Consider the following 24,808-nt stretch of genomic DNA (forward strand, 5'->3'; position numbering starts at 1 on the left):
AGAGGATGCCGAGCTGTTAAAGGCTCGGCATCTCGATAACGGATGATTTATCCTCAGGCGGCGTTTTGCTGCGGAATTGCCGCCTGGTAGGCGAGTGTCGCATCGCCGACGAGATAGCGCGACGTTCCGTCGGCGGTCTGGTAGGAGCTCGTGCCGGTGATCGCCGACCCGTCGTAGAACGACTGGCTGCCATCCGTCGTCGGGAGAAGATTGATCAGCTTGATGCCGGCATCCGACATGCTCAGCAACTCGCCGTCATCGGCCACACCATTCTGGTTAGCATCGCGCCAGACACGGAACTCGCTCCAACGGTCGTCGTTGGCATCCAGGACATTGTCGTGGTTGCTGTCGAAGACCAGACGAAGGCCATCGAGGTCGGAGACCGAGCCGCCGTTGGCTGCGACCTGATCGTCGGTAGCCCACGCAGAGAAGGAGAGTTCCTTCGCCTGGTCGATGACTCCGTCCGGACCAGCCTGACCGTCCTCGCCAAGATCAATCGCGAGGAAGCCGTCCTGGGGCCCGACCCATGCCGTACCATCGCGTGCGCCGTCGGCATTCCAGTCGAAAGTGACGGACGAACCCGTGGCAAGCGCGTCGGTATCAAGCGGTCGCAGGTCAATGTGGCCGTCGCCGTTGAGGTCAAGCAACACCGGCCGGTTGCCACCGGAGCTCGGCTGCGGCCATTGATCAACCATCTTCCAGCCAGTGCTACCACCGCCCCCGCCGCCGCTCACATAGGCATAGCGCTGCCATCCGGTTAGCACGTGAGAGGCGTTGTATTGGTAGTTCGTATAGCTGCCATCGTCATTGTAGCTCGTGGCAGTGCGCTCAACGTTGTTGATGACGTTTTGAACCAACCGCGTCCAGGGTTGATTGCCGTATACGTCGTAATTCGTCACCGTAATTGAACCTGGCGTATCGCTATAGACATTGTCGGTGATCAACTGACCGTTTGGCACATAAACGTCCGCAATATAGGACCAGCCTTGCGAGTTGGCCACGTCGTAAGCGTATAGCACCTTGCTTCCGTCATCATTGTTGACGTTCTGGTTCGTCATCTGCCCGGCAGTATTAAATGCCTGATTGATCGTCGACCACCCCTGAGTGTTTGCCACGTCCCAGTAGTTCACAGCTCGGGTACCATTGTCCCAATAGATCGTCTGATTCACGACCTGGCCGCTTGGTGCGTCGAGCGTGTTGTCAACGCGGCTCCAGCCTTGCGAATTGGTCACGTCGAAATCGATGGTGTTTGTGCGCTGCCCCGCCGCATTGTAGTAATCGATGTGCTGTTGCGCGGCAGTAGGCGTATAAAACGAGATGATTGATTTGGTGCCGTCGTCATTGTCCTGTTCGGCCGAGGTACGCTGGCCCGCGGCGTTGAACATCTGAGCGTAGCGCCACCATCCTTGCGTATTTGCCACGTCCCAGTCATAGACGCCGCTGTTTCCGGCATCCATGTAGTCGGCTTCGTGGGTCAATCGGCCGGCGGCATCGAAGTGATGCGTCACTTGCGACCACGGCTGTGCATTGGTTGGGTCAAAGACGGCCTCATCGCGCGACCCATCGTCATTATATTGTTCCTGCGTTGTCAATTGGCCCGCGGCATTGAAGGATTGCTCGATCCGTGACCACGGCTGCGCGTTGAGTGGATCATAAGTCACCAAACTTGTAACGACGCCCGCCTTGTTCGCATTGGCAACAACGAGCGTCTGTCCACTTGCTGCATCATAGTTAGTAGTCACAGAGGTGCCATCGGCGGCGATCGACACTTGTGATGTCTTTCGGCCTTGACCGTCACTGGTGACGCGCAGCGTCAGGCCGCCCATGGCCGAGACCGTATCCACGACGGTTTGGGTGACAACGCCGCTGGGATTCAAATCGACCTTTGTCAGCGTGATCGAGCCATCATTGTGGGTAACGGAGGTTTCCGTGTGATCGATAACGCCGTCGTTGTTGGAATCTTTGCTGAGCACCGTGATCATGCCGTCCGCGGTGGTCGTGATCGTGCCCTTGGCGACAACGGCACCACTGGCATTGGTCTCGCTAACCATAGCAAGTGTCGAGCCATCGACCTGAACCTGCGACTGCATGACAACCTCGTAGGTCCCATTGCCGTCATAGTCATACTTGACCGTCTTCGTATGGCCATCTGCGGAGCCGTCGGTTTCCACCTTCGCAGCGATTGCCTGCTTCCAGTAGACCTTGCCGGCCAAAAGATACGTCGCCTTTTGGGCAATGGCGTTGTTCGTCATGATAGACACGGTGGCGCCTGTCGTATCGGCTGTCAGCGTTTCCACCTGATCGACCGCGCCGTCGCCATCGACATCCTTGGAGGTCGTGCGCACCATACCGTCAGACGATTGCTGGATCGTTGTCTTCGTCGCCAGCTTGCCGGTCGTCAGATCCGTGTCGGAGATGACAGTCGTTTTGCTGCCGTCGGCATTGTTCGTGTCTATTGCTACTCTCTGGCGGTCGTTCGTGCCATTGCCGTCGAGATCCCAATTGATCGTGGTCTGTAGACCATTCGCTGTCGTCGTGCTAACCGAGCCGTCCGCCTTAACGCCGGCACCCTCATAGTCGGTGACGCTGGACGTAAGGACACCGGTATCCGCAGTTACCGACTGCTGATGCTGATCGACGACACCATCGCCATTGGCATCGCGGTCGATCGTTAAGGTGTGTTTATCGGCGCTGGTCAGCGTGATCGTCTTATCGAGCAGCTTACCTGAGGCGTCGGTGGTCGCGACCGTCTCGCGGGTTGCGCCATCGGCAAGCATCTCCATCGTGTCGCTGACGGTCTGTGTCGCCAATCCCGTACGTTGCTCGTTGGTCGATACGATCTCCCCATTGGCATTGGTCGTGGTGACGAACTTGGAGATCAGCGAACCGTCGGCCTTGGTACTAGACACGGTGCGCGTCTTGGTGCCGTCGGCGTTGATTGCCGTGACATCGGTCGAGGTCTGGCTATAGGTGCCAGAGCCCGTCAGATCCGATTGCTTCGTGACCGACAAGCCATTGGCGCTGGTCGTGGTCAGATAGCGGCTGGTGAGCGTCGCTCCGGTGAAGTAGCTAATGGTCTCCGTGCGTGATCCATCGGCATTGAGGATCGTCACGTCGCTCCGGCTCTTGCTGAAGGTACCGGAACCGGTCTGATCCCACTTCGTGTTGACGGTCAGCCCATCGGCGGACGTATCGGTCTGCGTGACGGCGCTCAGGGCCAACGTGCCGCTGCTGTTGACCGCGTAGGTCTTTTCCGTCGTGGACTTGCTGCCGTTGGTATTCAGCGTCGTGACATCGGTGACGCTCTTGTCGGCAACGCCGTTGCCATCCGTGTCGTAGCTGACCGTCTGAGTAAGGCCATCGGCGCTCGTGGTAATCGTCTTGGTATGCGCGGTCGCGCCTGCCGAGGTTAGATCGAAAAGCGTCTGCATAATGCTGCCGTCGGCGTTCTTCGTGGTCACGGACTTTTGGTCGACGACGCCATTGCCATCGATGTCATAGTTGACGGTAACCGTCTTGCCATCGGCGCTTGTCGTGGTGGTCGTCTTGTTCGCAACAAGTCCGGTATTGGTGACTACCTCGGTCGTCGATCCGTCGGCGTTGAGCGTCGTAACATCCGTGGTGGTTCGGACTGCCGACAGCACAATGGAGGGATTGTTCAGCGCCCAGGTCTGAATCGCTCCGGCCATATGCCCCTGCCCTTCCGCAGAATCAGCAATCTGCTGAGCAACGGATGCACGCGAGGTTCCAGCATTGAGCGTGGCTACCCAGCCGTTGAGACCGCCCGCGTCAGGCGCCCGCCCTAAGGCATTTTGATAGAGCAGGGTGACGAACTGGGTGTTGTCGAGCGTACCATATTTCTGCGTGAATTCGGCAGAACCAACCAAGCCGGCCGCTAGCTGAACTGCCGTTGTGCCTGTGTTGAGAGCCGCCACATTGCCGGAAAATCCGCCCGCGTCGGGAGCGCGTGCCAAAATCGCGTAATAGAGACGGTAAACCTCATCACGAGTGCTAGCTGCGATAACGTTGTCGGAAACAACTGTCGTCTTGCTCAGCCCGTTGGCGGATGTCGTGACGCTTGTCAGTTCAACCGGAGCCGTATTCGTCGATCGCGTGAACGCCTCCGTCCGCGAGCCATCGGCATTCAGCGTCGTGACATCGCTGAGGACCTGCTCGAAGGCACCGTCACCATCAAGATCGGATTTGGTCGTGACCGACAGACCGTTGGCGGAGGTCGTCGTGATCGCGCGGCTGCTAAGGGTCGTGGTGCCCACCTTGTAGGTTTCAACCGTCTTTGTCGTCTGACCAGTGGCGTCGATGACCGCCGTCGTCTTCACATCGATCTTGCCGTCGCCATCGAGGTCGACCTGGCTGGCAACGGTTTTGCCATCCGAAGTCGCAGTATTCGTCGTCTTCGACAAAAGCGTGCCGCTCGCGGTGCTAATCGCATCGACCAGAGAGGTCGAGCCATCGGCATTCAACGTCTTGGTGACCGTCTCCGTGCGATCGACCGTGGCGTTGCCATCGTAGTTATAGTCGGTCTTCGTCACCAGGCCATTGGCGCTGGTCGTCACCTTCGTCTGGTCAATCGACGAGGTGCCTGCATAATCCGAAGTCGTGGTTGCCTTCGATCCATCGCTGTTAAGTGCGGTCGCAGTAACGCTCTTGGCGTCAATGACGCCGTCGCCGTTGGCATCCTTTTGGACCGTGATCGTCAGGCCGTTCCCGGAGGTTGTCGTCGTCAGTTTGTCGAGGAGCACCCCAGTGTTGCTCTTGTCAGTGACCGTTTCGGTGCGGCTGCCATCGGTGTTGATAACCGTCTGATCAATTGTCGTCAGGTCAATTGTGCCGTCGCCGTTCGCATCCTTGATCGTAGTGGTCGTCAGGCTATCGGCGCTGACGGTTACAATGCTCTTGCCATGAAGCGCGCCATCGGCGCTGGTGGTAGTCGTTGTCGTGGTCTGGGTGCCGTCGGTCGCGATGACCTGCGTCGAGGTGCTGTCGACATGACCGTCCCCATCACTATCCTTGGTCACCAACGTCGTCTTACGGTCGGCACTGACTGTGGTCACGGTCTGGTTCAGAAGGGTACCGTTGCTGCTTTTGGCCGTCGCAGTTTCCGTGCGAACGCCAGCATTCAAGACGATTACATCGTTAATCGTCTGATCGAACGTCCCGTCGCCGTTCACGTCCGTCTGCGTTGTCTGAGTTAAGCTGTCGGCCGACGTTGTCGTCACTGTTTTGGCGGACACCGTAGCGTTCGCGCTCTTGGTTGTTACCGTCTCGATCCGAGCACCACCGGTGCCGGCCGTGATCACGTCCGTCGTTACAGCGTCGTATGCACCGTCACCGTTAGCATCAGTGCTCATCGTCTTGGACAGGCCGTCGGCGCTCGTCGTCGTCAGGACCCTAGTGATAAGGGTTCCGTTGGGATTGAGGGTGCTGTCGGTCTCGGTGATCGTTCCGTCGCTCGCCGACGTGATGACGGTCGTGGTATCTGCGGCGCCATCGCCGTTGGCGTCGACCGAGATATTCTTGCTCTTACCGTCGGCGCTCGTGACCGTGACACTCTTCGACAGCAGCACGCCGCTAGCGCTTGTGTCCTGCACTGTCTGCGTGCGTGTGCCATCGGCAGCAACCGTCGTAACATCGGAGTGGATACGATCGGCCACACTGTCGCCGGTAAGGTCCGTGGACACTGTGGTCGACAGCCCGTTCGCCGCCGCTACCGTGGTGACCTTGGCACGGAGAGTGTTGTCGCCGTTGCTGGTCGTGACTACCGTGGTGATGTCGCCATTGGCGGCGATTGTCCGCTGGGTCAGCTCCTGCTGGTCCAGCGTTCCATTGCCATCGAGATCGCTGGTGACGGTCCGGGTACGGCCATCGGCAGTGGTTATTGTAGTTTCCTTTGAAAGGAGTGTGCCATTGGCGCTGCTGCCTTGCACCGTTTTCGTACGAGAGCCATCTGTGGCAACGACGGTCACCTCGCTAGTAACCGCCTCATAAGTCCCGTCACCATTGGCGTCGGTCTTCGTTGTCTTCGTCAGACCATCGGCACTCGACTGAACTAGCTTCTGCTGAACAAGCACTCCCGAAGTGCTGAACTCCTGTGTTGTCGTCGTGGAAGAGCCGTCCGCATTCGTCACAAAAGTCTGGCTCTGATCAACCGTGCCATCGCCGTCTTGGTCAACCGTCGTTGTGACAGTTCTAAGATCCGCACTGGTGATGGTTGTCGTGCGGTCGACAAGCGAACCATCCGCATTAAAGTCCGACACAACGCGCGTGCGAACGCCAGAGGCAAAGGTCGTCACATCCGTCTGCGAGCGATCGTAGGTGCCATTGCCATCGTCGTCGAATTTTGTCGTTACGCTATTACCATCAGCGCTGGTGGATACCAGTTCCTGGAAGGCCAAACTGCCATCGGCATTGGAGGCTTGGATCGTGTTCGTCGTGGAGTGGTCGGAATTGGTAACGACATTCGACTTGACAATATAGCCATTGGAATCGCTTGCAAGAACGGCATCGCCAACTGTCCCCGCCGACCCATCGGACTTCGTGTAGGTCGCCGTCCCGGTGATGGCCGATCCGTCGCTGAAGGTCTGGCCACTGCCCTTTGGTGTCAGATCGATCGAAGTTATGCCAAGTGAGGCCAACGACACGAGCTGGCCATTGACCATAACATTGAACTTCGACCATTGCGCATCGCCGGCATCGAGCTTGCCATTGCTGTTCGTGTCAAAGACATTCTTGATTGCGTCGAGGTCACCCGTTGCCGCCGGATCCCACTGCGTAAACTCAAATTCCTTGGAGTTGCTGATCTTGCCATCGCCATCGGCATCGAACACCAATACACCGGTCCCATTGCCCGCCCAGGCTATGCGATGTTGATAACCATCGCCGTTCACATTAACGAACTGCGATGACGTCGCGAGCGTGTTGACGCTCAATCCCTTCCCGGACAAGTCCAGCAGGACGGGTTCGTCAGAATCCTCATCATCGTCTTCGTCGTCGCTATCGTCGCTAAACGCGTCCACAAATGCGCCGAGGAGCCCAAATACCCCCGAGGCAAATCCTACTGCCGCCGCTGCCACAGTGGGGAGAGCGCCGACGACGAACGTCCCAAAGGTAGGGCCGAATTGGCTTGCGGCAATGGAAAAGTCGCTCGGGCGTGCTTCCGGTGTCGGCCCGTAATATGGCAGAGGGGCGTATTGCGGCTGCACAGGTGTGGGTGGCGCCGGTAAAGCCGGAGCCGCTGGAATCTCGGGAAAGTAGCCAGCTACATCGTAGGAAGCGGGATCAATATTATAGTAGTTTGGCACCTTGTAGCTGTTGTCCGGCGTCGCTACGCCGCCTAGATATCCAAAGTCGGCGACTGGTGTGGTATAGTTGAAGGAAACTCCGCCGAGCTCGTCGGGCGCAGTTAGGTCGACACGTGGGGAGGAATACCCGCTAAAGGGGCTTTCATTTTCGGATGGTGCGCCAAAGTAGCCACCGTCGAATCCGCCATCGGAATTCTTCGCGTCGATCCCAGAAAGGTCGCCAATTCCGAGGGATGAGCCAGGGAAGTCTTCCGGGCTAATTTGCTCTTTGGGTGTATCAAGCCCCGTATAATCTGGAAGGTTGTCCAACAGCTTCTGCTGCGCCGCCGGCGCGCTGTACGCAAATTGAGGATTTAAGTAGGTTTGTCCGGACATCCACGAGCTCGATGGAATGCCGGAACCTGAAAAGTATGGGGAATTTTGAAGGGGGTTAAGTTCCTCTACGCTTTCGACGCGCTGAAGGTTGGCATAAGCTCCAACTTCGAAGAAATGCGGGAGACCAACCCCAAACTCGGCGGTTGCCGAACGGTCCATATTTAAAAATGCGGAGATATCTATCGGGGAAGGAGCGCCCATTGGAACACCAACCCCAAATCCCACACTCCAGTTTTTAGAAATATTTAAGTTCGAATCGATGGAAATGTAGCCAGACTGATAGGTCGCGACGCCAGCGTTGATCTGGTGGAAAAGCCCGATGTTAACAGCTCCCTTACTGGCATCATACCCAATAGAGGCTCCATATGTAGCAAACTGACCGTAAAACCCACCTTCATATGGGCTATATCTGCTAGCGGTCTGACCTGCCATCTTCATTTCCTTCCGTGCGCAATTGAGTTCTTATTTCCCGCCAAAGAAGGAAATAAATCGGTGATTTTAAGATTCTTGCAGAAATAACGCTGTCCTTAATGTAAAGACTGGCACCCATTGACAGCATGAAACTAACAATACTGAATGGAAATAGCAAAAAAAGGCCAATAACACATATATAGAAAGTTAATACCATATTTTCATTAAAATATCCGAATATGTTCTTGAGTATAACTTCAAAAAGTATGATAGAAAATAATACAAAGAAAGCAAATAGTAATAAAATATTCAATTTCTTAGTCACTTTTCTGTCGCCCCCATTACGATGCCGGCACCACCGAATGCTCGATGAAGTATATACCGGGTTCAATTCGGCAATAGCCGGTGCGCTTTACACAGCTCTGACCTCTGACTTACTCCCTTTCACCCACTTTTGCAGGGCGATTGCGCCCAACCAAAGCGCCAAATTCCAGCGACATAAGACGACATTCACATCGCCGTTCTCCAGAAGACATTGATGAGGCCAGAGGGTTCTTTGATCTGAGCGCGTACTTGTCATGGGAGAATGCCGGAGAAAACGGTCTGTTCATGCACCTTTCGAAGGGCGGCGGCCTGTTGGCGCTCACCACTGGCATCAATATATGAATCCCACTGTCCCGAGCACGAGTCGCCGAACAATCCAACGACCCCAGAAAACGGCTCCGTCATGCCCAGTACCGTTTCTGCGTCTTTCGCAGCTAGTCGCGCAGTAGCGGCGTTCACGGACACATCGAACCCTCCAATCGAAAAATCGAAGACAGCCCCTGCATCAATAGCATGTTCGTTTGTTTTCTCGTCGGCCATCAGCCCCTCCGAAGTACAATTTTAGCTGACCACGGCATCCTCTTTCCTACAAAGAATGCCAAGATGTAAAATAGGTTTAGAAATAATGAAAAATAAAATATACTTATGTAAAAAAAGCTTTTGATAATCGCCGAAAACATCGATTGGTGCAAGCTAAGAGAAAATCTTATATTATGATCTTGAAATCCAATACTTGAAATTACAAAAACATAATAGAAAAAGCTGGAATATATAATATAAATTTCGGAAAGAATAGGTTGTTTCTCTTTTTTATTTTGAATAATAGGCAAAACGATAGCCACACTAGCATGCTAGCGCTCAATATTGATCTAGCCGCAAAGAATTCACACTGAGACGCGTTAGAAAATTGGCTGGAACGTAAGCTATCAATTAATAAGCGATTATATGGCCAGAGGTGATTTAGCGGATTTACAACACACGAAGATCCGTCAGCGATTTTATGAACTACAAACCACCCAATCAAAGAAATAAAAATAGCCAAAAAAAATAACTTCAGTACAATTACAAAATATTCGCCATCGGTCGAATACTCGACTCCATCAATAATTAATTTGTCATTGGATTTATTCATATTTCGGCTCAGTTTTAACAAAATATGGCGCATCTTTAGGTCTGCTTATCAGTTGTGCCATCAATAATATTAAGCACGTTAACTAACAAACCTTTGCAATTGGGACATTGTACGAAACAGCGATGGTTACTCATTCACTAGAGCAGAGCCACCTATAACTGGTTGCGGTGTTTTCATACGCAATCAACTGCCTCGCTCAGTAGCTCCAGCTGCGGCTTTCTTGTTATCTTCCAATTCCCACGTATACTCACCGCGATGTGGAACAAAATCGACTCAAAACGCTTTCGATCCATTCACGATGCGCTCGTCGTCACTACGTATAAGCGCGTTTTAAATATTTACAATGCGGGACTCCTTAATGCCGAGCGAAATAAGCGAGAAAAATTACAACCTGATCGAACATCGCTCAGATCGTGCCGAAATTGAAGCTGGCCTCGCAGCTCAATGCATTGCAGCGCTACTGACCCGGCATGGCATTCCGAAGTACCGTTTCGCGGTCACGGTCTCCGAAATCCTCGGCCTTTCTTATTCCGCAGGCAATCGCCGCCTCACAACGAATGCCTCCTGGTCGCTCGAAGAGCTGAGGAGCGTCGCCGAGTACTTTGGTGAGACATTGGAAGAACTCGTAACGCTCGAAAATTCGGATACATTGATCGAGGCCACCATTGTCATCAACAATCACATCGTCCCCTGCCGAATCCGGCTGGGGAATCTCGTCGGACAGGTTTCTCCGGGAACACTCATCGCAGCCGAGATCGATGGATCCTGGCGAGTTGTGCCCGCAGACACAAGATCAATGATACCCGCAAACGCCGTTACCCGCTTGGTGATCGAGCCGACCCTTTCTCGTCGTCGTGTGGCCATTCTCGACGACCACGCCGATACAGCGCAGACCATCGTGCAGTACATGGAGACGGCAGGCCTTGAGGCGGTCGCATTTAACGACCCGCAAGTCTTATATGACCAGACCAACTTCGATGCGTATGTGCTTGACTGGATCATAGAGCGCGATGCGCGGCGCTATACCGCCCTGAAACTGGTTGAGAACATTCGGGCGCGTAATGCCCTGTGCCCGATTATAATCCTTACCGGGCAAATCAGGACGGGCAATGCCGACGAAGAGAATATTGCTGCAGCTCTGGCACAGCACAATTTGAAATTCTTCACAAAGCCGGCAAGCATGCCGATCCTGATTGCCGCCTTGAACGCGAGTTTCAAAACTGCATGATTGTTCGCAATTGCTGCTGGCGTATCGGCTTGCTCAACGTTGCATTGAAGGGTGACATGTCATACTTCGGACCGTAACTGGCGGCCGAGATTGCCACAAGCTTTGACTTCTGGCCCAGGTTCATCTTGCGGAGTTGCGCTGCCAGTTCTGGGCCAGTCATGACCGGCATGTCTAGATCGATGAAGATCACCGAATAGGTACGCGCCGCCACATAATTCAACGCCGCAATCCCCGAGGTAGCGATGTCGGTGACAAATCCGAGCTCTTGGAGCACAGCCGAAAAACCCTTCAGAAGGTCGGGATGATCGTCAACAACAAGAACCCGCCTCTGAGCGTCAGATGCCTCGTGTGAATGGCGTTCCGCCGGAACGACCGGAATTGCGAGGTCAAATGTGCTGCCGCCATTAGAGGCCCCGCTGACGGTCATGCGCGCGCCAAGTTGCCGTAGGAGAGTCTGAACAACCGACAACCCAATGCCGCGTCCGCTGCCAAGGCTCAAGAGACCTTCCGCATCGATGTTCTCAAGAATCCTGGGCGGCAGACCCGGTCCGGTATCGATCACACGCAAAACCAGTTCGCCGGCTTTCTCATCAAATGGCGCGAGATCGACCTGGACGTAACCTGAGGGCGTATATTTCACTGCATTGGAAATCAGGTTGTGCAGCAGTTGCGCGATACGCTCGCCATCTGCCACTACAAAAACGGCCTCATCGGGACCCGTTCGCCGCAGGTCCAGGTGCTTAGCTTGCGCCGCTGCCTGATAATTCTCCACCACCTCCCGAACCAGTTCCCCCGCCTCAAATGCACCAGGCTGCAGCTCGATATAGCCCGTTTGTGCTCGAGCCAGCGTCAGCATATCGCGAAGCTGGACGGCGAGACTGTTAGCCGCCCGACGGATGCGCGCGGTCAACTCATTCCGGGTCCTGATGTCTTGAGGACGTTCCAGAATGTCCAATGCGGAGACAATGACCTGAAGCGGAGTTCTGAGTTCATGGCTGATCATTGCGAGGAAGCTGATCTTATCTGCAACGGCGGTTTCCGCGGCGGCTATTGCGCGTGTTCTCGACGCGATAGCCCACCAGTAACACATTGAGATAATTATAAACGACGCGATTGCGCAAACCAATAGTCCCGCAATCACGAGAATTATTGCGTGTCCAGCCTGGATTGTTTCGAAGGATTTTTCCTTGAAATTGCTATCCTGGTCCCAGGCAGATTTGGAAATCCTGTCCAATGCATCGGAGATGTCTTCCAGTTTGGGCAATAACGTCTGGGCATCGGCCGACGAGACATCGGGTTTAATTGCCGGCAGGACGTCAGTTGCGAACCTGGCCAAGGCCGCACCGTCTTCCGAGAAGCCGGGAAGCTTCTGATAGCCGTCATTCAGCTCTGAAGGCCGTACTATGATATTGATACCTGATATCAAGACGTCGATGTGAAATGAGAGCGCATCCCGCTCGACAGCAGATTCATCGGCAATGGCCTTTAAATCCAATCTGACGACCTCTAGCTCCCTTAGCACCTGCGCGGTCGGCCAGTAAAAATATGATGGATTCCTATTGTCGGAGGAATCCCAAAGGACATATTCTTCCTTTATGGCGGTCCAATTATACACCAACAACCCAACGCATATCGCGACGAACGATGCGGGTATGCTAAACCAGGCGAGGTGGAAAAATCTCATTCCACCTCAATTCCGCATAGCTGCCAGACCAGATATGATTCAGCGGCCGGCGTGTCTAATTCCTTTGTAAAGCTGTCGCGAGGGTACATGACAAAGACCGGCCCAAAATCTCTGATTGTCAGACGAACCCCATCTTTGCTGGTGGCAAGGACGGTGCCGTATTTTTCCAAATAGTCGGCATCCACCTCTACGCTAAAATTATCGAGCGCAACAAGACGTAGCCTCTTTCCCTTCGCATCAACTTCGCCCAGCACCTTACTCAGCAGAGGCCCGACGAAATCGCTTTTGGAGGTCCACGGAGTGGATGTCGTTACCGTTGACGTAGGCAGAGCAAGAAATTCGCGCTCCGACATCTCGTAGGCACTTTCGGCGCCTTCTGTCGTTTTGCCGATTTTGCCCGTAATCGTCAGAAAGATATGTTGCTTGCACCCATTCGGAACATGCATAGCCGCGTTAGCCGAAAGCGGGTACAAGCAAATGCCGATCAACAACCACCCGAGCGAGAATATTATCCTTTTAAACATGCCTGTCGGTCCTGCAGTCACTTCACAATGCGCCGCACTCTAGAACCTGTTCAAGGAATTTTCACGCTCTCGTTGCGGTGGGCACTGGAAAAAACGCACCGTCTGCAAGAAAGATGTGTCGCTTCGCGACGCGAAATGCCCTGCAGCTAATTAGTTTGTGGAACTGGCTGCAAGCAACCGTCGGAGACCCCAGCCGAACCGGTGAGCACCGGCCCGATAAGCAAGTTCCAATACGGGGCGCGGGTATCTAGTGCCTGCCGAGGCTCTTTGCCGGGATCGGTGTAGCTGTGTCTCCTCTGCTGCAGAATACTAAACTTGGACGCACCCGGCGACAAATCGCGCAATCGTCCATATATTCTGCCATTCGACGACTTCTGCTTATCGAATCAGATTAAACCAGCAAGAGTAGCAAAACGTGATTACCGTTTTTTGCGTTCTCTGATCCGGGGGCGAATATAGTGCCGACCATGCTTTGCGCTCGCGCACATAGATAACTGATCATCTTCGCGATGTTGACTTTCGCTGTCTTTCCGATGTCGAGGTTGAGGGCATTCGGACTGTGCCTTTGATGTACGACTGGTCGGGCTGGTGGTCCAAGATGGAGCTTTTCCGGCCGGCATATCGGGTGATAATGGAATCCAGATAGCGTTATTGTCGGGATCCTGGCCGACATCGTATCCATCAACGGCTCGTTTTGATGCGCGATATCTGTCGTCCAGAAGGCTTGCAATCATCTGTCATGTATGTGCCGGAAGCAGTTCCTGGGCGGATCTGGGCCGAATGGATTGATCGGCCGCAGCATTGGATGGATACCAATCATAAAGGCGGCGACCAGGCGTTTCTGGAGAGCTTTAGGCTCGATCACGCCAGCAAATGGCAGGATCTATGTCCTGGTCAGATCGTCTCCTGGAAGTCGCATGTGCGGCGGGCGCTTTATGACAATAAAAGCGGAAACGGCTAAATTCCCCCAGGCGCCCGAGGGGTGATCTTTCACGGCAAACCGCGCCTTGGGATATCGGCTGGTACGCATTTTCCATGCAAAGGCGCCGGAAACGAATGCCCTTCCTGATGAAAGGAGAGGCTTAAGGAAACGCCCTTAGCTAGAAATAGCAAGTGGACGGAAAGTCGGCACAATGCTTATTCAAAGCCAGACAACACCGAGGTAAACTGACAAGGCGGTTATCACTCAATGGCCGGGCCGCCCTTTGAAAGGAATTCTCTGGCACTTTGCGTTATCTGGTCTCGCCTTAATTCCACGACAAACTGTTCGCCGCGATGAACGACGATGATTTCGCCAACCGCACACAGCCGCTCCAGGAAGCGATCAAGCTCCCCGTCGCTTGAATTCACGACAAGAATTTCTTTCTGGGCCATGGCCGTCCGCAACTGCGTTCAACAAGGATTTCTTTAGACCGTTCCGGCGAAAAATGCACCATCTATTTGGCAGCAAGCACACCTGAGGAAGCATGTTGGACTGACCCTCGCTTGGCTACTTAATACATTAGTAATATATAACTATTAGGTTTCGAAAGATTATTTTCGCGCTAGAGAACCGCGATGACCGCGTCCTTCTTGCTTGATACAAGCGTCTTAAGCGAAACAAGCCGACCTTCGCCTAGGGAGGAGATTATTCGTTTTCTCCGCACGGCAGGTAACCTATACATCTCCGTAGCGTCGCTTTTCGAACTTCAGCTCGGCATAGTCCAGCTTCTTTCCACCAACACGACAAAGGCGATCAGATTGAGCGAATGGTATTCGCAGCTACTGAAAAGCGGCATTCCTATTTTACCGACGACGTCGGCCGTTACCGACATCATGGCCAGCCTGAGCAGCGACCCGCTTTTGCGAAACCTCGCTGTTCCTCGCGTCGATTGTAAGAAGATTAAGGGGGGACAGGACCTTCATATCGCTGCAGTTTCTTTGGCGCATAGGCTACCCATCGCCACTTTGGATACGAAAGACTTTCTCCTCATCAACTCCGTCTACCCGCTTATTGGGGTATACAACCCCCTCCACGAGCAATGGCAGGCGCGAATGGAACCTCTCGACTGCGATTGCATAGACAGTATGCCTGACATGGCCCTCGATCATCAAAAGTGAAAACCCGGTCAGTCGGATTTGAGCATCAGCCCGTTTGAGCGAAGGTGCGCACTCATTGCGCGGGAGCACGCGAGGTGAATTCGAGTCGTCTTAGAAGCGCGAAGAGCCGCCCTTTTACACACCCTGAGAGGTCGTGCGGCGGCCCGTGACGGATAGAAATAAGTCTAAAATCTTAAAACTGCAAGGCTGCCATGGCGGGAAGCGCAGGAAGAAGAAGACGACTAGATCGGCAAAAGTGGAAGCCATTTATCTCGATGACGATGAATTCATCAGCGGCAACAGACCCAAAAAACACTTAAGGGACCCGAAGGTCCCTCAAAGGCGGTTAGCATAATAGCAATAACCCCGTGGCAAAGCCATGGTGGGAAACTAATCGACCCCTCCGATTTTTGCAACCATTGCTTAGTTTATGCATGGGGGCGGGACTTCGGACCCGCCGGTCATCATCAACCCGTCCGCAGGGCTTTAGGATGACATGGAGATTGCCTCACCGGAAGGCGGCGGATTTATCAAGGAATTTAGTGTCGTCCGTTTATCGATGGTCTTCGCATTGACCCTCCTCGTTCACTCAGAATGCGCTTTCATGCGACCCAAGTTCGCCTGCGGAATCTCAGCGTAAAGACCAACTCAGGTAACCCGATATCTTTCGCAAAATATCCTCCTGCGGCTGCTCAATCGGATGAATTGCGCAGTTCAATACCGTACCGCGGTTGCTGGCGTGAAGTTTGCATTTCCATCCGTCCAAAATCGCATGAAACAAGGCCTCCAATTTCCTGTACAGTCCTGCTCCCTGCAGTTGCCGTCCTAAAGGAGGCTCTATTCACGGCTGCCTTGTCGGTAAGACGTCATTCACTGGGACTTTCCGCGCATCCGTGCGTGTCCATTACATGGTCGATCATGCTGCGTACCAGGCGGGACATGTGTCGCTCTCGGCGAAACAAAACGTTGAGTTGGCGATATGCTGGGCGGTACTCCTCCAATACGGGGCATAGAAGATTGGCAGAGACGTCGGCCTCGACGATCACCTCCGGCAATAGAGCAATTCCGATCCCGGCCACCGCCGCGCGACGCAGCCCCTGAGCGCCGAAAGCGCGCAGTCGGCCCGCAACTTGCACCGATATAGGGCCATCAGGCCCGACCAAACGCCACACCTCGGTGTGCGATCCCGACCCCGGGTTGCCATATATAAGGCACTCGTGGTTGGCGAGGTCCGCGGGTATTTTTGGAACGCGCCGCTCTGCCAGGTAAGATGGTGCCGCGCAGATCATCAGCCCATAAGGTGATAGCGGACGCGCAACAAGGTCCCCAACTGGAGGCGGGCCAATTCGGATGGCGACGTCGATACCAGCGGCATCCAGATCCACGAGGGTGTCGGTGAGGTCCACATCGACGCTGACATTCGGATACAGCGCAAAATAAGGTGCTAGGCTGGGAAGCAATATCTCAGACCCGAAAACAACCGGAGCCGTCATCCGAATGTTTCCGCGCGGTTCGAGTTGTCGAGACTCAGCCAGCAGATCGCCGTCTGCGAGCCGGTCGAGAATGTCACGAGACAATTCCAGATAATCGCGGCCGAAGGACGTGAGATCGAGACGACGAGTGCTACGAATTAGCAGCTTTGCGTTAAGCCGATCTTCAAGGGCAGTAATGCGATTGCCAACCTGCGTCGCGGAGATGCCGAGATGCTGCGCTGCCGCCGCCATACTTCCACTGGCGACCGTTTGAACGAAAGCCTCGATTGCACTTAAGACGTCCATTATCAAATTTTCCTTGATACTCCGGCCAGATTGACCCGGCTTATCCTGATTTAAACTTGGGAGTAAGTCATCCGACAATTTTCGGAGAACAAACCACATGTCAAATCATTCTTCCTTGGTAACCCCTGCACTTCTGGCCGCCTGCCCGGCCTTTGTCGTCGTAAGCCTCGACGCCACTATCGCCAATGTGGCGCTGGAGGACCTGCGGCTGGCCTTCGGCGGCAACTTGGCGACGCTTGAATGGGTGCTGAACGCCTATACGGTCGCGTTCGCGGGCCTGCTACTTAGCGCTGGCGCTGCCAGCGACCGGCTAGGCGCCAGGCTCTGCTATCTGTTTGGCACGGTCATCTTCCTGACAGCATCGGTCTACTGCGGGATGACCAGAACCGCGATAGGACTGATATCGGGCCGAGCGTTGCAAGGCGTCGGAGCCGCAGCGATGGTGACAGCTTCCCTCGCCCTAATCGCGGCGGGATTTCCCGATCGAGCCCGCCGCTCACGCGCAATTGCGATCTGGGCGATGTGCGGCGGCAGTGCGATGGCCGCCGGTCCGCTCGTTGGAGGAGCTCTGCTGGACTTGGTGGGCTGGCGCGCACTTTTCCTCATCAATGTTCCCGTGCTTCTGATAGCGCTGTATTTGGGTTGGTCGGCTCAAGGTGCTCCTGTGCAAAGGGCGCGGTCTTTCGATCCGATGGGACAGGGTGCTGCAATCCTGACATTGGCCAGCTTTACGGTGGCGCTCGTAGAAGCTGGGCAAAAAAGTTTCGCAAGCTCTACGGTCATCGCTGCTCTGGTTGTGGCAGCGGGCGGCTTGCTTCTGTTCGTTTGGATCGAAAAACGCCGTACTGATCCGATGCTCCCGCCTGCCCTCTTCGCGTCCTCCAGGTTCACAGTTTGCTGTCTTGCAGGCTTTGCCCTCAATTTTGGATTTTACGGTATGCTTTTTGCACTCAGCCTAAGGTTCCGGATGCTTGGTTTTGGCTCTTTTGAAACCGGACTTGCGTTGCTACCGCTGACCCTTTGTCTTTCTGGCGCAAACCTTCTGGGCGGCGCAATGGTCAGCCGATATGGCGCTCAAGTGCCCATTCTGGGTGGACTGGCCCTGGCTTGCCTCGGGTATGTCGCACTTGCCGTCGGAATGAACATTGAGACTTATGGATGGTTGGTGCCAGGAATGTTTGTCGTTGGTGCCGGGTCAGCGATTGCCGTTACGGCACTGTCCTCTGAAGCATTGTCGGTGATTGAAACCTCGTTGGCTGGCATTGCAGGAGGCACGCTCACGACAGCAAGGCAGATTGGCGGAGCACTGGGGGTTGCATGCTACGGAATTTTCCTAGGTGGCGCCGATGGAGTCGCAAGTACGGGTCGCATGCAACTGGCGCTACTCACGGGAGCGGCTGTCCTTTTGACTGCAGTCCTTCTGAGCGCAAAGACACTGCGCGCTGCCGAAATGGCCGCCCGCTGATCAATACGCGCCTGAAAAAGGGTGGTTCCAGGTTCAGCGTAGCATCAACGCAGATGTCAATTCGTATGCATCGAGGTTCTCCTCTCGCCGCCCCGACGATCGGATGGTGAGCAGGTAGTTGCTCGTAATGATAGTGTCGGAGACATCCAAGTAAAACGCCGCCGAAGCCGCTGAACGAAGCTAGTTCGGACTTGCCCGCGAAATGGCATTGCCGCACACCTTTTGTCCGCTCATCTTGAGAGTGCAGCCGCCGGGTCCTAAAAGGTCGACTACGCAAGCAACGCCGACGCCGATCTGAACACGTGGTCCCGGCCCGCTGGACCTGTTGTCGAACCCTCACTGTTAAGCGTGACAATGATCTTACCGTATCGTCCGTTCGATCCCAAGAACCGGTCCGCGGTAACGATGTCCTCGAACCCCCACGCTTCGCCGTAATCGGACGGAAAGCAAACGACGCAAGTCCATCCAGGATGAACGTCTTCTCAGCGTACGGCACTACCAGCTCGAGGCGACGCCAAATCACTGACGTCGCACCGTCGCTCGCGCCTAGCTTTCTCCCAGCCGTCGTGATGGAGTTTAGATTGACAGGGGGCGCCATCATTGAGGAGGGTAACGATCGGGTCGTCAAACGAAAATTCGGCCATCTTCGTCTCCGTATGGATGTGAGATCGTCGAGCGGCATAACTCATCCTCAGGGCTCTGCACATAGATCTCTGCGAAGCGCGAAAACGCGACAGCAACTTCTTCGGCGAACATCCCGGTGCCGCCGCGGAGGTAGTGGGCCAACAGCTCACCAAGGCTTTTGTGGCAGTCTACAACCACGGCCGCAAACTGCAGCGGCATCAGTGGATTTGTCCGCCCGCACGATATCACATGGCGACCATACGGCGCTGACGGCAGGTAATCGTCGGGTGACCAAGCCGCAATGCCAGACGCCGAAATCTCAATATCGTACACAAATTTGGAGTCATCGTTGTATGCGAGCCACTTCACAAACCTATATAGCTGTCGCCCAGCTTCCTGCTCCGCCGCTTCTTTGGAGAGAAACGTAACGGACTTGGCCTCGCTGCGGATGCATCTGACAAACGATAGATCAGTTGGCACGGGCCCTCCGCGACAGAACCATGCAATTTCCGTCAATGAACGTCTGTGCGTCTCGATATCAGCAGCAAGTTGTAGCCGGCCATACTCGGCGGGCAACGGGATCTGCCATTTTGCCCGAAGGCGCTCCTCCGCCGGATGAAGGCGGAACTCCCTCTCTTTCCAGCAGAGAACATGGTCTAGTGTATCTATGTCTCCTTCGTGGATCCAATCGTCCAACTCGCTAAGCAGCCATTTGACGTCGAGTTCCGCGAGCCTCAGATATTCGACGTGAGCTTTTTCGCGTTCATCAGTGATCTCTTGAGCGCGGTCGAGAAGTGCTTTTTCTAATTTCGTCGTCAGCATATCAATTTTTGACCTGGATGATCCATCGACAAAACGTGTCACAAGCTCAAACAGCTCTACGGTTTGAGCCGGAACAGCCTCCCGCCCCAAACCAAACATGAATTGATGAAAGTAGTCGGCCCGCAATCCTGTCGGAATCGTGATCGCGACGTCGCGCCCATTAAGGGAGGAGGCCTCAACTAGATCAAACCCGAACGCGCCTGCTCTTAAGACCATGCCTGCCGGTAGCGGAGAGGTGTTACTCGCGAGCTCCGAAAGACACGCTTTCAGAAGCCTGACCAGTGGTGATGACGATGTCATGGGGTGGTTCTCAAAATGAATAGGAATATGAGAACCGAAAATTATGAGGTTGAAAAGACCCATTTCCTTGTGTCGCCCAAATGCGCGCGCCAGGCTGACGCCGACTTCTTCGATTCCGGTCGCACCATCCGCTTCAGCTTCCGGAGATTCCGGAGTCTGCTCGGGCCACTAAACATCAAATTAAGATACTTGCGCAGACGCGCCACAACACGTTGTATCTGTCCAATGTAAGGCAACACTCTTGATGGTAGTTGACGGGAATCTCTGCGCAAAATTTTGGTGGGGATGAGGGAGCGCGATCCATTGAACGCGTCGGCTCATTTTGCTTGAGCGTCTGGACCCAATATTTATTTACGAGACACAGCTCTGCGAACGCGCCAATGGTTAAAGGTCGCCGCCCAATGCCGGAGAGCCATTGTGATGGTGTCATTATACAATTGAACTCGGTCGATGCTGCGATGTTTGCCCGCTCGCATACCTGCTCTCAGTGATTTGTGTAACACGCATCGGCCGTAAGATTTGTGCCGCCGGACAAGGACATCAGTAAATCCGGCACGACGGTTATGAATTGATAGGTGATCTTTACCTGCGAGAAGCCGTCCAAGCCGTGGCAACTGGCGTCGTGATCGAGCGTGACTGATGCGGCGTCCAGCCCTACGAACCAGCCGACAGCCGTACTGCGTGCAAAGGCCGCTGCTTTCGACGCACTGTAAGCCCCGCCATCTTCGCATTCCGTCTGGGGAATGCCCATGCATCGCGCCGTTGCGATCGCGGTGTCATGGAGGGCATGGCTCGTCCAGAGCAATCGGCCGAGCTCGATCATCCCGAACAGCATGAGGAAAAAGACTGGCGCCACCAGCGCGAACTCCACCGCACTAGCGCCGGAATGCGACTGCCAAATTTTTCGGATAGCGCGCTTCATTGTGTCCGCACGATCGCGCTGGCGTCAATAAAGTCGCCTTTCACAAGGCCGTAGCCGGAGAACAACGGCGTATAGGCCTGTTTTACCATGACGGAGACAAACCGGCCCGCCCGCCCGCCATCGGGGCAGGACGAACCACAGGATTGCTGCGAGCCCCAATCAAGCGACGACGCGCTGCCGCTCGGACAGTAACAAGCATCGGCTTGGCTGACGTTGCCGCTGATCACAATTTTCGCACCATTGTAGTTGGCGACTGCGCCGTTATTCACATTGACCGATGCCTGCGTATCGCCCGCCGCGTATTCGCTGGCGATCATGGTGGCGATTTTCGTTGCCAGATCGCTGCCGTCCTTGCCATCGACCAGATCAGCATTGACCATCGCATAGCTGGCACTGTCGGAAACCGTGGCTTCTAGCTGAAAGCGCGAGAATATGAGCATGCCGAGATCAAGGCTGCCTGCCAAGATGAGGATGAAAACTGGCGCAATCAGTGCAAATTCGACTGCCGCATTACCCGAGATATCTTCGCGCAGACAATGTCTTAAGCCGGCTCGAAGCTGGAGAGCTTTTTTTCTGGCTACCTGGATGAAAATCATTGAACCAATTCCACCTCGCTACTGGTGGCCGACAGAGAGCATTCCGACATCGTCTGTGAACCACCGGACAATGAAATACTTGCGCCAATCAATTGCAGGCAGCCAGTTGCGGCATCACCGATCTGGCCACCGCCGCCGAAATCGATCAGCCCCTTTGGAAAATAGAACGCGCCGGAAATCTTACCTCTGCCGCCGGAGGTAATTTCTGCGTCTGCATAAGATTTCGATGATTGCGGGCCGATGACCGCAAGATTTGCGTAGGTGCCGCTCTGCGGGGCAGAAAGTGTGACGGCGTTGCCGCCGGTCAAACAGAATGCTTTTCCTTTGCATTCCCAATCGGAGGGCGTTTCGGTCCCCGAAATGACGATCGTGACATTTGTTCCGGAAACGGCGATGGAATCGCTGCAGCTAGCGCGCCCGGTATTGACCGAGAAATATCCGTCGACCGTGTAGACCCCGGCACCCAGCCTGGCGCCGCCCGCGAGGTTGACGCTGCCCGATATGTCGTGCTGTGCGCTTGCGGGAAACGTGATGCAGCTACCACCGCCACCGCCATTGATGTCGCCGTCGGCGCGGAAAACACCCTTGCCCGTACTGGCATCCGCCATATAGGTGGTCGAGCCGCCACCCACGCCCATCGCGTTGTCGCCGCTGGACTGGCCGATGGTATAGCTGTTGGCCGTTCCGGCTCCGAGCTTCAGGCTTGCGCCATCACCCGTGTAGAAGCCGGCGTCCAATATGAAGGTACTGGGTCCGTCGATGACGGTTTTTCCCGAGCTGCACAGGCTGTAGCGCGCATCGCCGCAATTGGTGTCGCCCATCCCGAAGTGAAAGGAACCGGCGCCGAACGTTAGATCCGCACCGTAAACGCCTCCCGCAACATTGAAGGTGCCGTCCCCGAATACCAGCTTCGTGCCGAAATCGTTCTGGATCTTGCCTGAGAAATTGTAGGTCGTGCTTTTGCTGCCCGAAACGTTGAAATTGACCTGAACGTTGCCGTGAACCAGCAGGGAGCCGATATTCACCTCAGAACCGGAGCAGGTGATGTCCCATCTGGTTGTCCAATATTGATTGTAGTTCGCAGGATCGTAGCTGCAGTTGATGGATGTTATGGCGTCTGCGGTTTGCTTTGGGCTCGCGTTGCCGCCAAACTCAATATTGGTCCCCGTTCTCACGGAGACCTTCTTTGGCCACGACGCCTTGCGGATGGTATCGAAGCGCGCGGTAAGTTCGGCTACTCCGGAATTTCCCGCGAGAGGATCCTCTGTGTATTGCTTGGTGACGGGGGCAGCGCTTCCGTCTGCCTGCACGACATTGGCAGACCAGGGGCAAGGCTGCGACGAACCCTCGTAATAGGTCGTACCCTTGTTGGTGATCTTCGTTCCGCAGGGGGCGACGACATCACTGTTGGAGTTCACGTAGCACTTGCTTGCGCTGACCTGCACGCCGCCCGAGAGAGTAACGCCCGACCCGGATTTGTCCAAGGCGATGATGCAGCCGCTCTCCGCCGAACCTATGGATGAATAAGCTTCAGCCCCGATTTCGAGCTTTGAACTGACGCCGAGAACGGGTGCGAGAAAAAGTGTGTTCGCGGTCGAGATGGTGGCGTGCACTGCCTGAACGCGTGCGTCTTTCGGAGAGGTTGTCAGCGAAACGGAAACGCTGCCCGCATCGACACCGTTGAGCTTTGCCACGGCAAGCGCTGCCGTCTTCATCTCGTCTTCCGAACTCGTATCACTATAGGCGAGCGCGCCGGCATAGGAGGCAAGATCCGCCGTGCGTTGGTTTTCGTTCCGCACCAGAAGCCCGTATCCGTATTCCACGGAGAGAGCGGCAAAGCCGATGACAATCGGCAGGCATAAGGCTGCCATGATCGCGATACCGCCGTCCCGGCTCCGGCATAGCGACCGCAGTTGATGCAGCGCGATTTTCATAGACTCGTCTCCGTTTGAACAATGCACTTCCCAAAAGTCGGGCAGGAGGACATTCGAAGGCGCAGTGTTGAGCGGTGGAGATTTTCGCTTGCGCTGACTAACTGTCCGGGATTTCTTAACAAAACCCTTTGTTTTCGTTCCGCCACGATATTGCCGACGCGATTCGGATCATCGTGCTGAAAAACGGATACGAGAACTACCGTAGCCGATCAGAATGCCACATTTTGCATCGTCTCTGCCCTGGTCGACTTTTCGTCGGGATAGAAATGCCTACCGGCATAACAAGGTGAATCAGGACGCCCTGCGTCGATCAACGATCTTGGGATCGCCTCACCAATTGCGTAACCATTGTTTCCGGGAACGTGTCGCGATGGCATGTCAAAATGAGGAGAGTGGTGTACCCTCGAAATCGAGCGGTTTCGAAAGAGCCTCCAACGGCGAGTTTCGAACATGGAATTGACCGACAACTTCAGAAACCTGACAAGTCATTCCTTTCGCTCCGCTGGGTCGGTCGCCGATATCATCGAGTTGGCGGTGGCCGGTCACCTTCAGAAAATTATCCACCTCGACGGCGTCTTCCGAATAGACCAGCTGCTCTTCGATCTCGATGAGGTTAAGGAGCAGCTGATGAAACAGAACAAGACCGGTTCCACGGACAACCGGGAATTCGATCATGAAATGATAAAACTGGATGCAGCTCGACGGAGACTGGGGGTCGGGAGAGCCACAATCGAAGGGCTCGTCGAGAACGGCCTGATCGAAGCAAGTTTGAGGGTGAACGATAGGCATCATAAAGGGCGCATAAACAAGTGGATTCGAACTGCCGACCTGGATGAATTTGCTGAGCGCCATTGTACCGTTGCTCAGATCGTCGCCTGGAGTTCAATCGAACAAAACGAAATTTTGGGCCGCCTTGCCGATCAAAACGTCGATCCCGTCTTCGAAGGATTTAGACAACGCGAAAAGTTCTTCCGTCGCTCCGATATTGAAGAATTGAACCTCATATAATTTTCGAACCGATTACTTTTTGAAGAGCCCGACTTTGTCGGGCTCAGACTGCTGACAAACCCCTGGCTTCGTCCAGGGGTTTGTGATTCATAGGGACATGTTGAAGAAACCTGCTGCTGAACAGACGGCGCTCGAGATGGTAACACTCGATCAGCTGGTTCCGAAGGATCACTTGCTTCGCAAGATTGATGCGGTGATCGACTTTTCTTTCATCCATGATCGTGTTGCCGGGCTTTACTGCCCCGACAACGGCCGTCCTCCACTTGATCCGACGCTGATGTTC

General features: G+C 54.7%; 15 protein-coding genes and 1 pseudogene. 6 read left to right on the plus strand and 10 right to left on the minus strand.

Translation table 11 applies throughout. The features are described 5' to 3' along the window. Positions 1–53: 53 nt before the first annotated feature. Positions 54–6,962, minus strand: coding sequence for a beta strand repeat-containing protein (locus QDY28_RS27560; RefSeq protein ID WP_442967600.1), 6,909 nt, complete (start codon positions 6,960–6,962; stop codon positions 54–56). Positions 6,963–8,681: 1,719 nt separating this feature from the next. Further along, entirely contained in the window at positions 8,682–8,969 is a 288-nt protein-coding gene (locus QDY28_RS27565) for a hypothetical protein (protein WP_331384475.1), read from the minus strand. A 950-nt stretch (positions 8,970–9,919) separates the two neighbouring features. Between QDY28_RS27565 and QDY28_RS27570 the strand changes: the two genes are divergently transcribed. Next, positions 9,920–10,789 carry a helix-turn-helix domain-containing protein gene (locus QDY28_RS27570; RefSeq protein WP_331384476.1) on the plus strand — a complete coding sequence of 290 codons (870 nt, stop codon included), beginning with the start codon at positions 9,920–9,922 and terminating at the stop codon, positions 10,787–10,789. On the opposite strand, the gene QDY28_RS27575 is transcribed toward QDY28_RS27570, so the two are convergent. After that, positions 10,776–12,473, minus strand: a complete 1,698-nt coding sequence (locus QDY28_RS27575; protein WP_331384477.1) for an ATP-binding response regulator — start codon at positions 12,471–12,473, stop codon at positions 10,776–10,778. The genes QDY28_RS27570 and QDY28_RS27575 overlap by 14 nt on opposite strands. Beyond that, positions 12,470–12,997: a hypothetical protein gene (locus QDY28_RS27580; protein WP_331384478.1), complete on the minus strand. Its 528-nt coding sequence runs from the start codon at positions 12,995–12,997 to the stop codon at positions 12,470–12,472. Before QDY28_RS27580 ends, QDY28_RS27575 begins: the two co-directional genes overlap by 4 nt. 697 nt (positions 12,998–13,694) lie before the next feature. On the opposite strand from QDY28_RS27580, the gene QDY28_RS27585 reads away from it, so the two are divergent. After that, positions 13,695–13,958: a hypothetical protein gene (locus tag QDY28_RS27585; protein ID WP_331384479.1), complete on the plus strand. Its 264-nt coding sequence runs from the start codon at positions 13,695–13,697 to the stop codon at positions 13,956–13,958. Between the two features lie 221 nt (positions 13,959–14,179). Here the strand turns inward: QDY28_RS27585 and QDY28_RS27590 are convergent, their stop codons facing one another. Continuing rightward, positions 14,180–14,371, minus strand: a complete 192-nt coding sequence (locus QDY28_RS27590; protein WP_331384480.1) for a hypothetical protein — start codon at positions 14,369–14,371, stop codon at positions 14,180–14,182. A 183-nt stretch (positions 14,372–14,554) separates the two neighbouring features. Here QDY28_RS27590 and QDY28_RS27595 point away from each other — a divergent pair, with 183 nt between their 5' ends. Continuing rightward, complete coding sequence (locus QDY28_RS27595; RefSeq protein WP_331384481.1) at positions 14,555–15,097, plus strand: PIN domain-containing protein; 543 nt, start codon at positions 14,555–14,557, stop codon at positions 15,095–15,097. Between the two features lie 845 nt (positions 15,098–15,942). Here QDY28_RS27595 and QDY28_RS27600 read toward each other — a convergent pair. After that, positions 15,943–16,953, minus strand: coding sequence for a LysR family transcriptional regulator (locus tag QDY28_RS27600; protein WP_331384482.1), 1,011 nt, complete (start codon positions 16,951–16,953; stop codon positions 15,943–15,945). Between QDY28_RS27600 and QDY28_RS27605 the strand changes: the two genes are divergently transcribed. Beyond that, positions 16,952–18,319: an MFS transporter gene (locus QDY28_RS27605; protein ID WP_331384483.1), complete on the plus strand. Its 1,368-nt coding sequence runs from the start codon at positions 16,952–16,954 to the stop codon at positions 18,317–18,319. The genes QDY28_RS27600 and QDY28_RS27605 overlap by 2 nt on opposite strands. A 624-nt stretch (positions 18,320–18,943) precedes the next feature. On the opposite strand, the gene QDY28_RS27610 is transcribed toward QDY28_RS27605, so the two are convergent. The 4 genes from QDY28_RS27610 to QDY28_RS27625 form a co-directional block, all read right to left on the minus strand. After that, positions 18,944–20,128, minus strand: coding sequence for a hypothetical protein (locus tag QDY28_RS27610; RefSeq protein ID WP_331384485.1), 1,185 nt, complete (start codon positions 20,126–20,128; stop codon positions 18,944–18,946). 421 nt (positions 20,129–20,549) lie between these two features. Then, positions 20,550–20,987: a TadE/TadG family type IV pilus assembly protein gene (locus QDY28_RS27615; protein WP_331384487.1), complete on the minus strand. Its 438-nt coding sequence runs from the start codon at positions 20,985–20,987 to the stop codon at positions 20,550–20,552. Next, on the minus strand, positions 20,984–21,583 hold the full coding sequence (locus tag QDY28_RS27620) for a TadE/TadG family type IV pilus assembly protein (RefSeq protein ID WP_331384488.1): 600 nt from the start codon (positions 21,581–21,583) through the stop codon (positions 20,984–20,986). Before QDY28_RS27620 ends, QDY28_RS27615 begins: the two co-directional genes overlap by 4 nt. Next, complete coding sequence (locus tag QDY28_RS27625) at positions 21,580–23,517, minus strand: TadE/TadG family type IV pilus assembly protein (protein WP_331384489.1); 1,938 nt, start codon at positions 23,515–23,517, stop codon at positions 21,580–21,582. Before QDY28_RS27625 ends, QDY28_RS27620 begins: the two co-directional genes overlap by 4 nt. A 450-nt stretch (positions 23,518–23,967) precedes the next feature. Between QDY28_RS27625 and QDY28_RS27630 the strand changes: the two genes are divergently transcribed. Both QDY28_RS27630 and QDY28_RS27635 read left to right on the plus strand, forming a co-directional pair. Then, positions 23,968–24,525: a hypothetical protein gene (locus QDY28_RS27630; RefSeq protein WP_331384490.1), complete on the plus strand. Its 558-nt coding sequence runs from the start codon at positions 23,968–23,970 to the stop codon at positions 24,523–24,525. Positions 24,526–24,622: 97 nt separating this feature from the next. Further along, a pseudogene (locus QDY28_RS27635) lies at positions 24,623–24,808 on the plus strand (IS5/IS1182 family transposase); the annotation flags it as partial.

This window comes from Rhizobium sp. BR 362 (assembly GCF_036528765.1).
GTDB lineage: Bacteria > Pseudomonadota > Alphaproteobacteria > Rhizobiales > Rhizobiaceae > Rhizobium.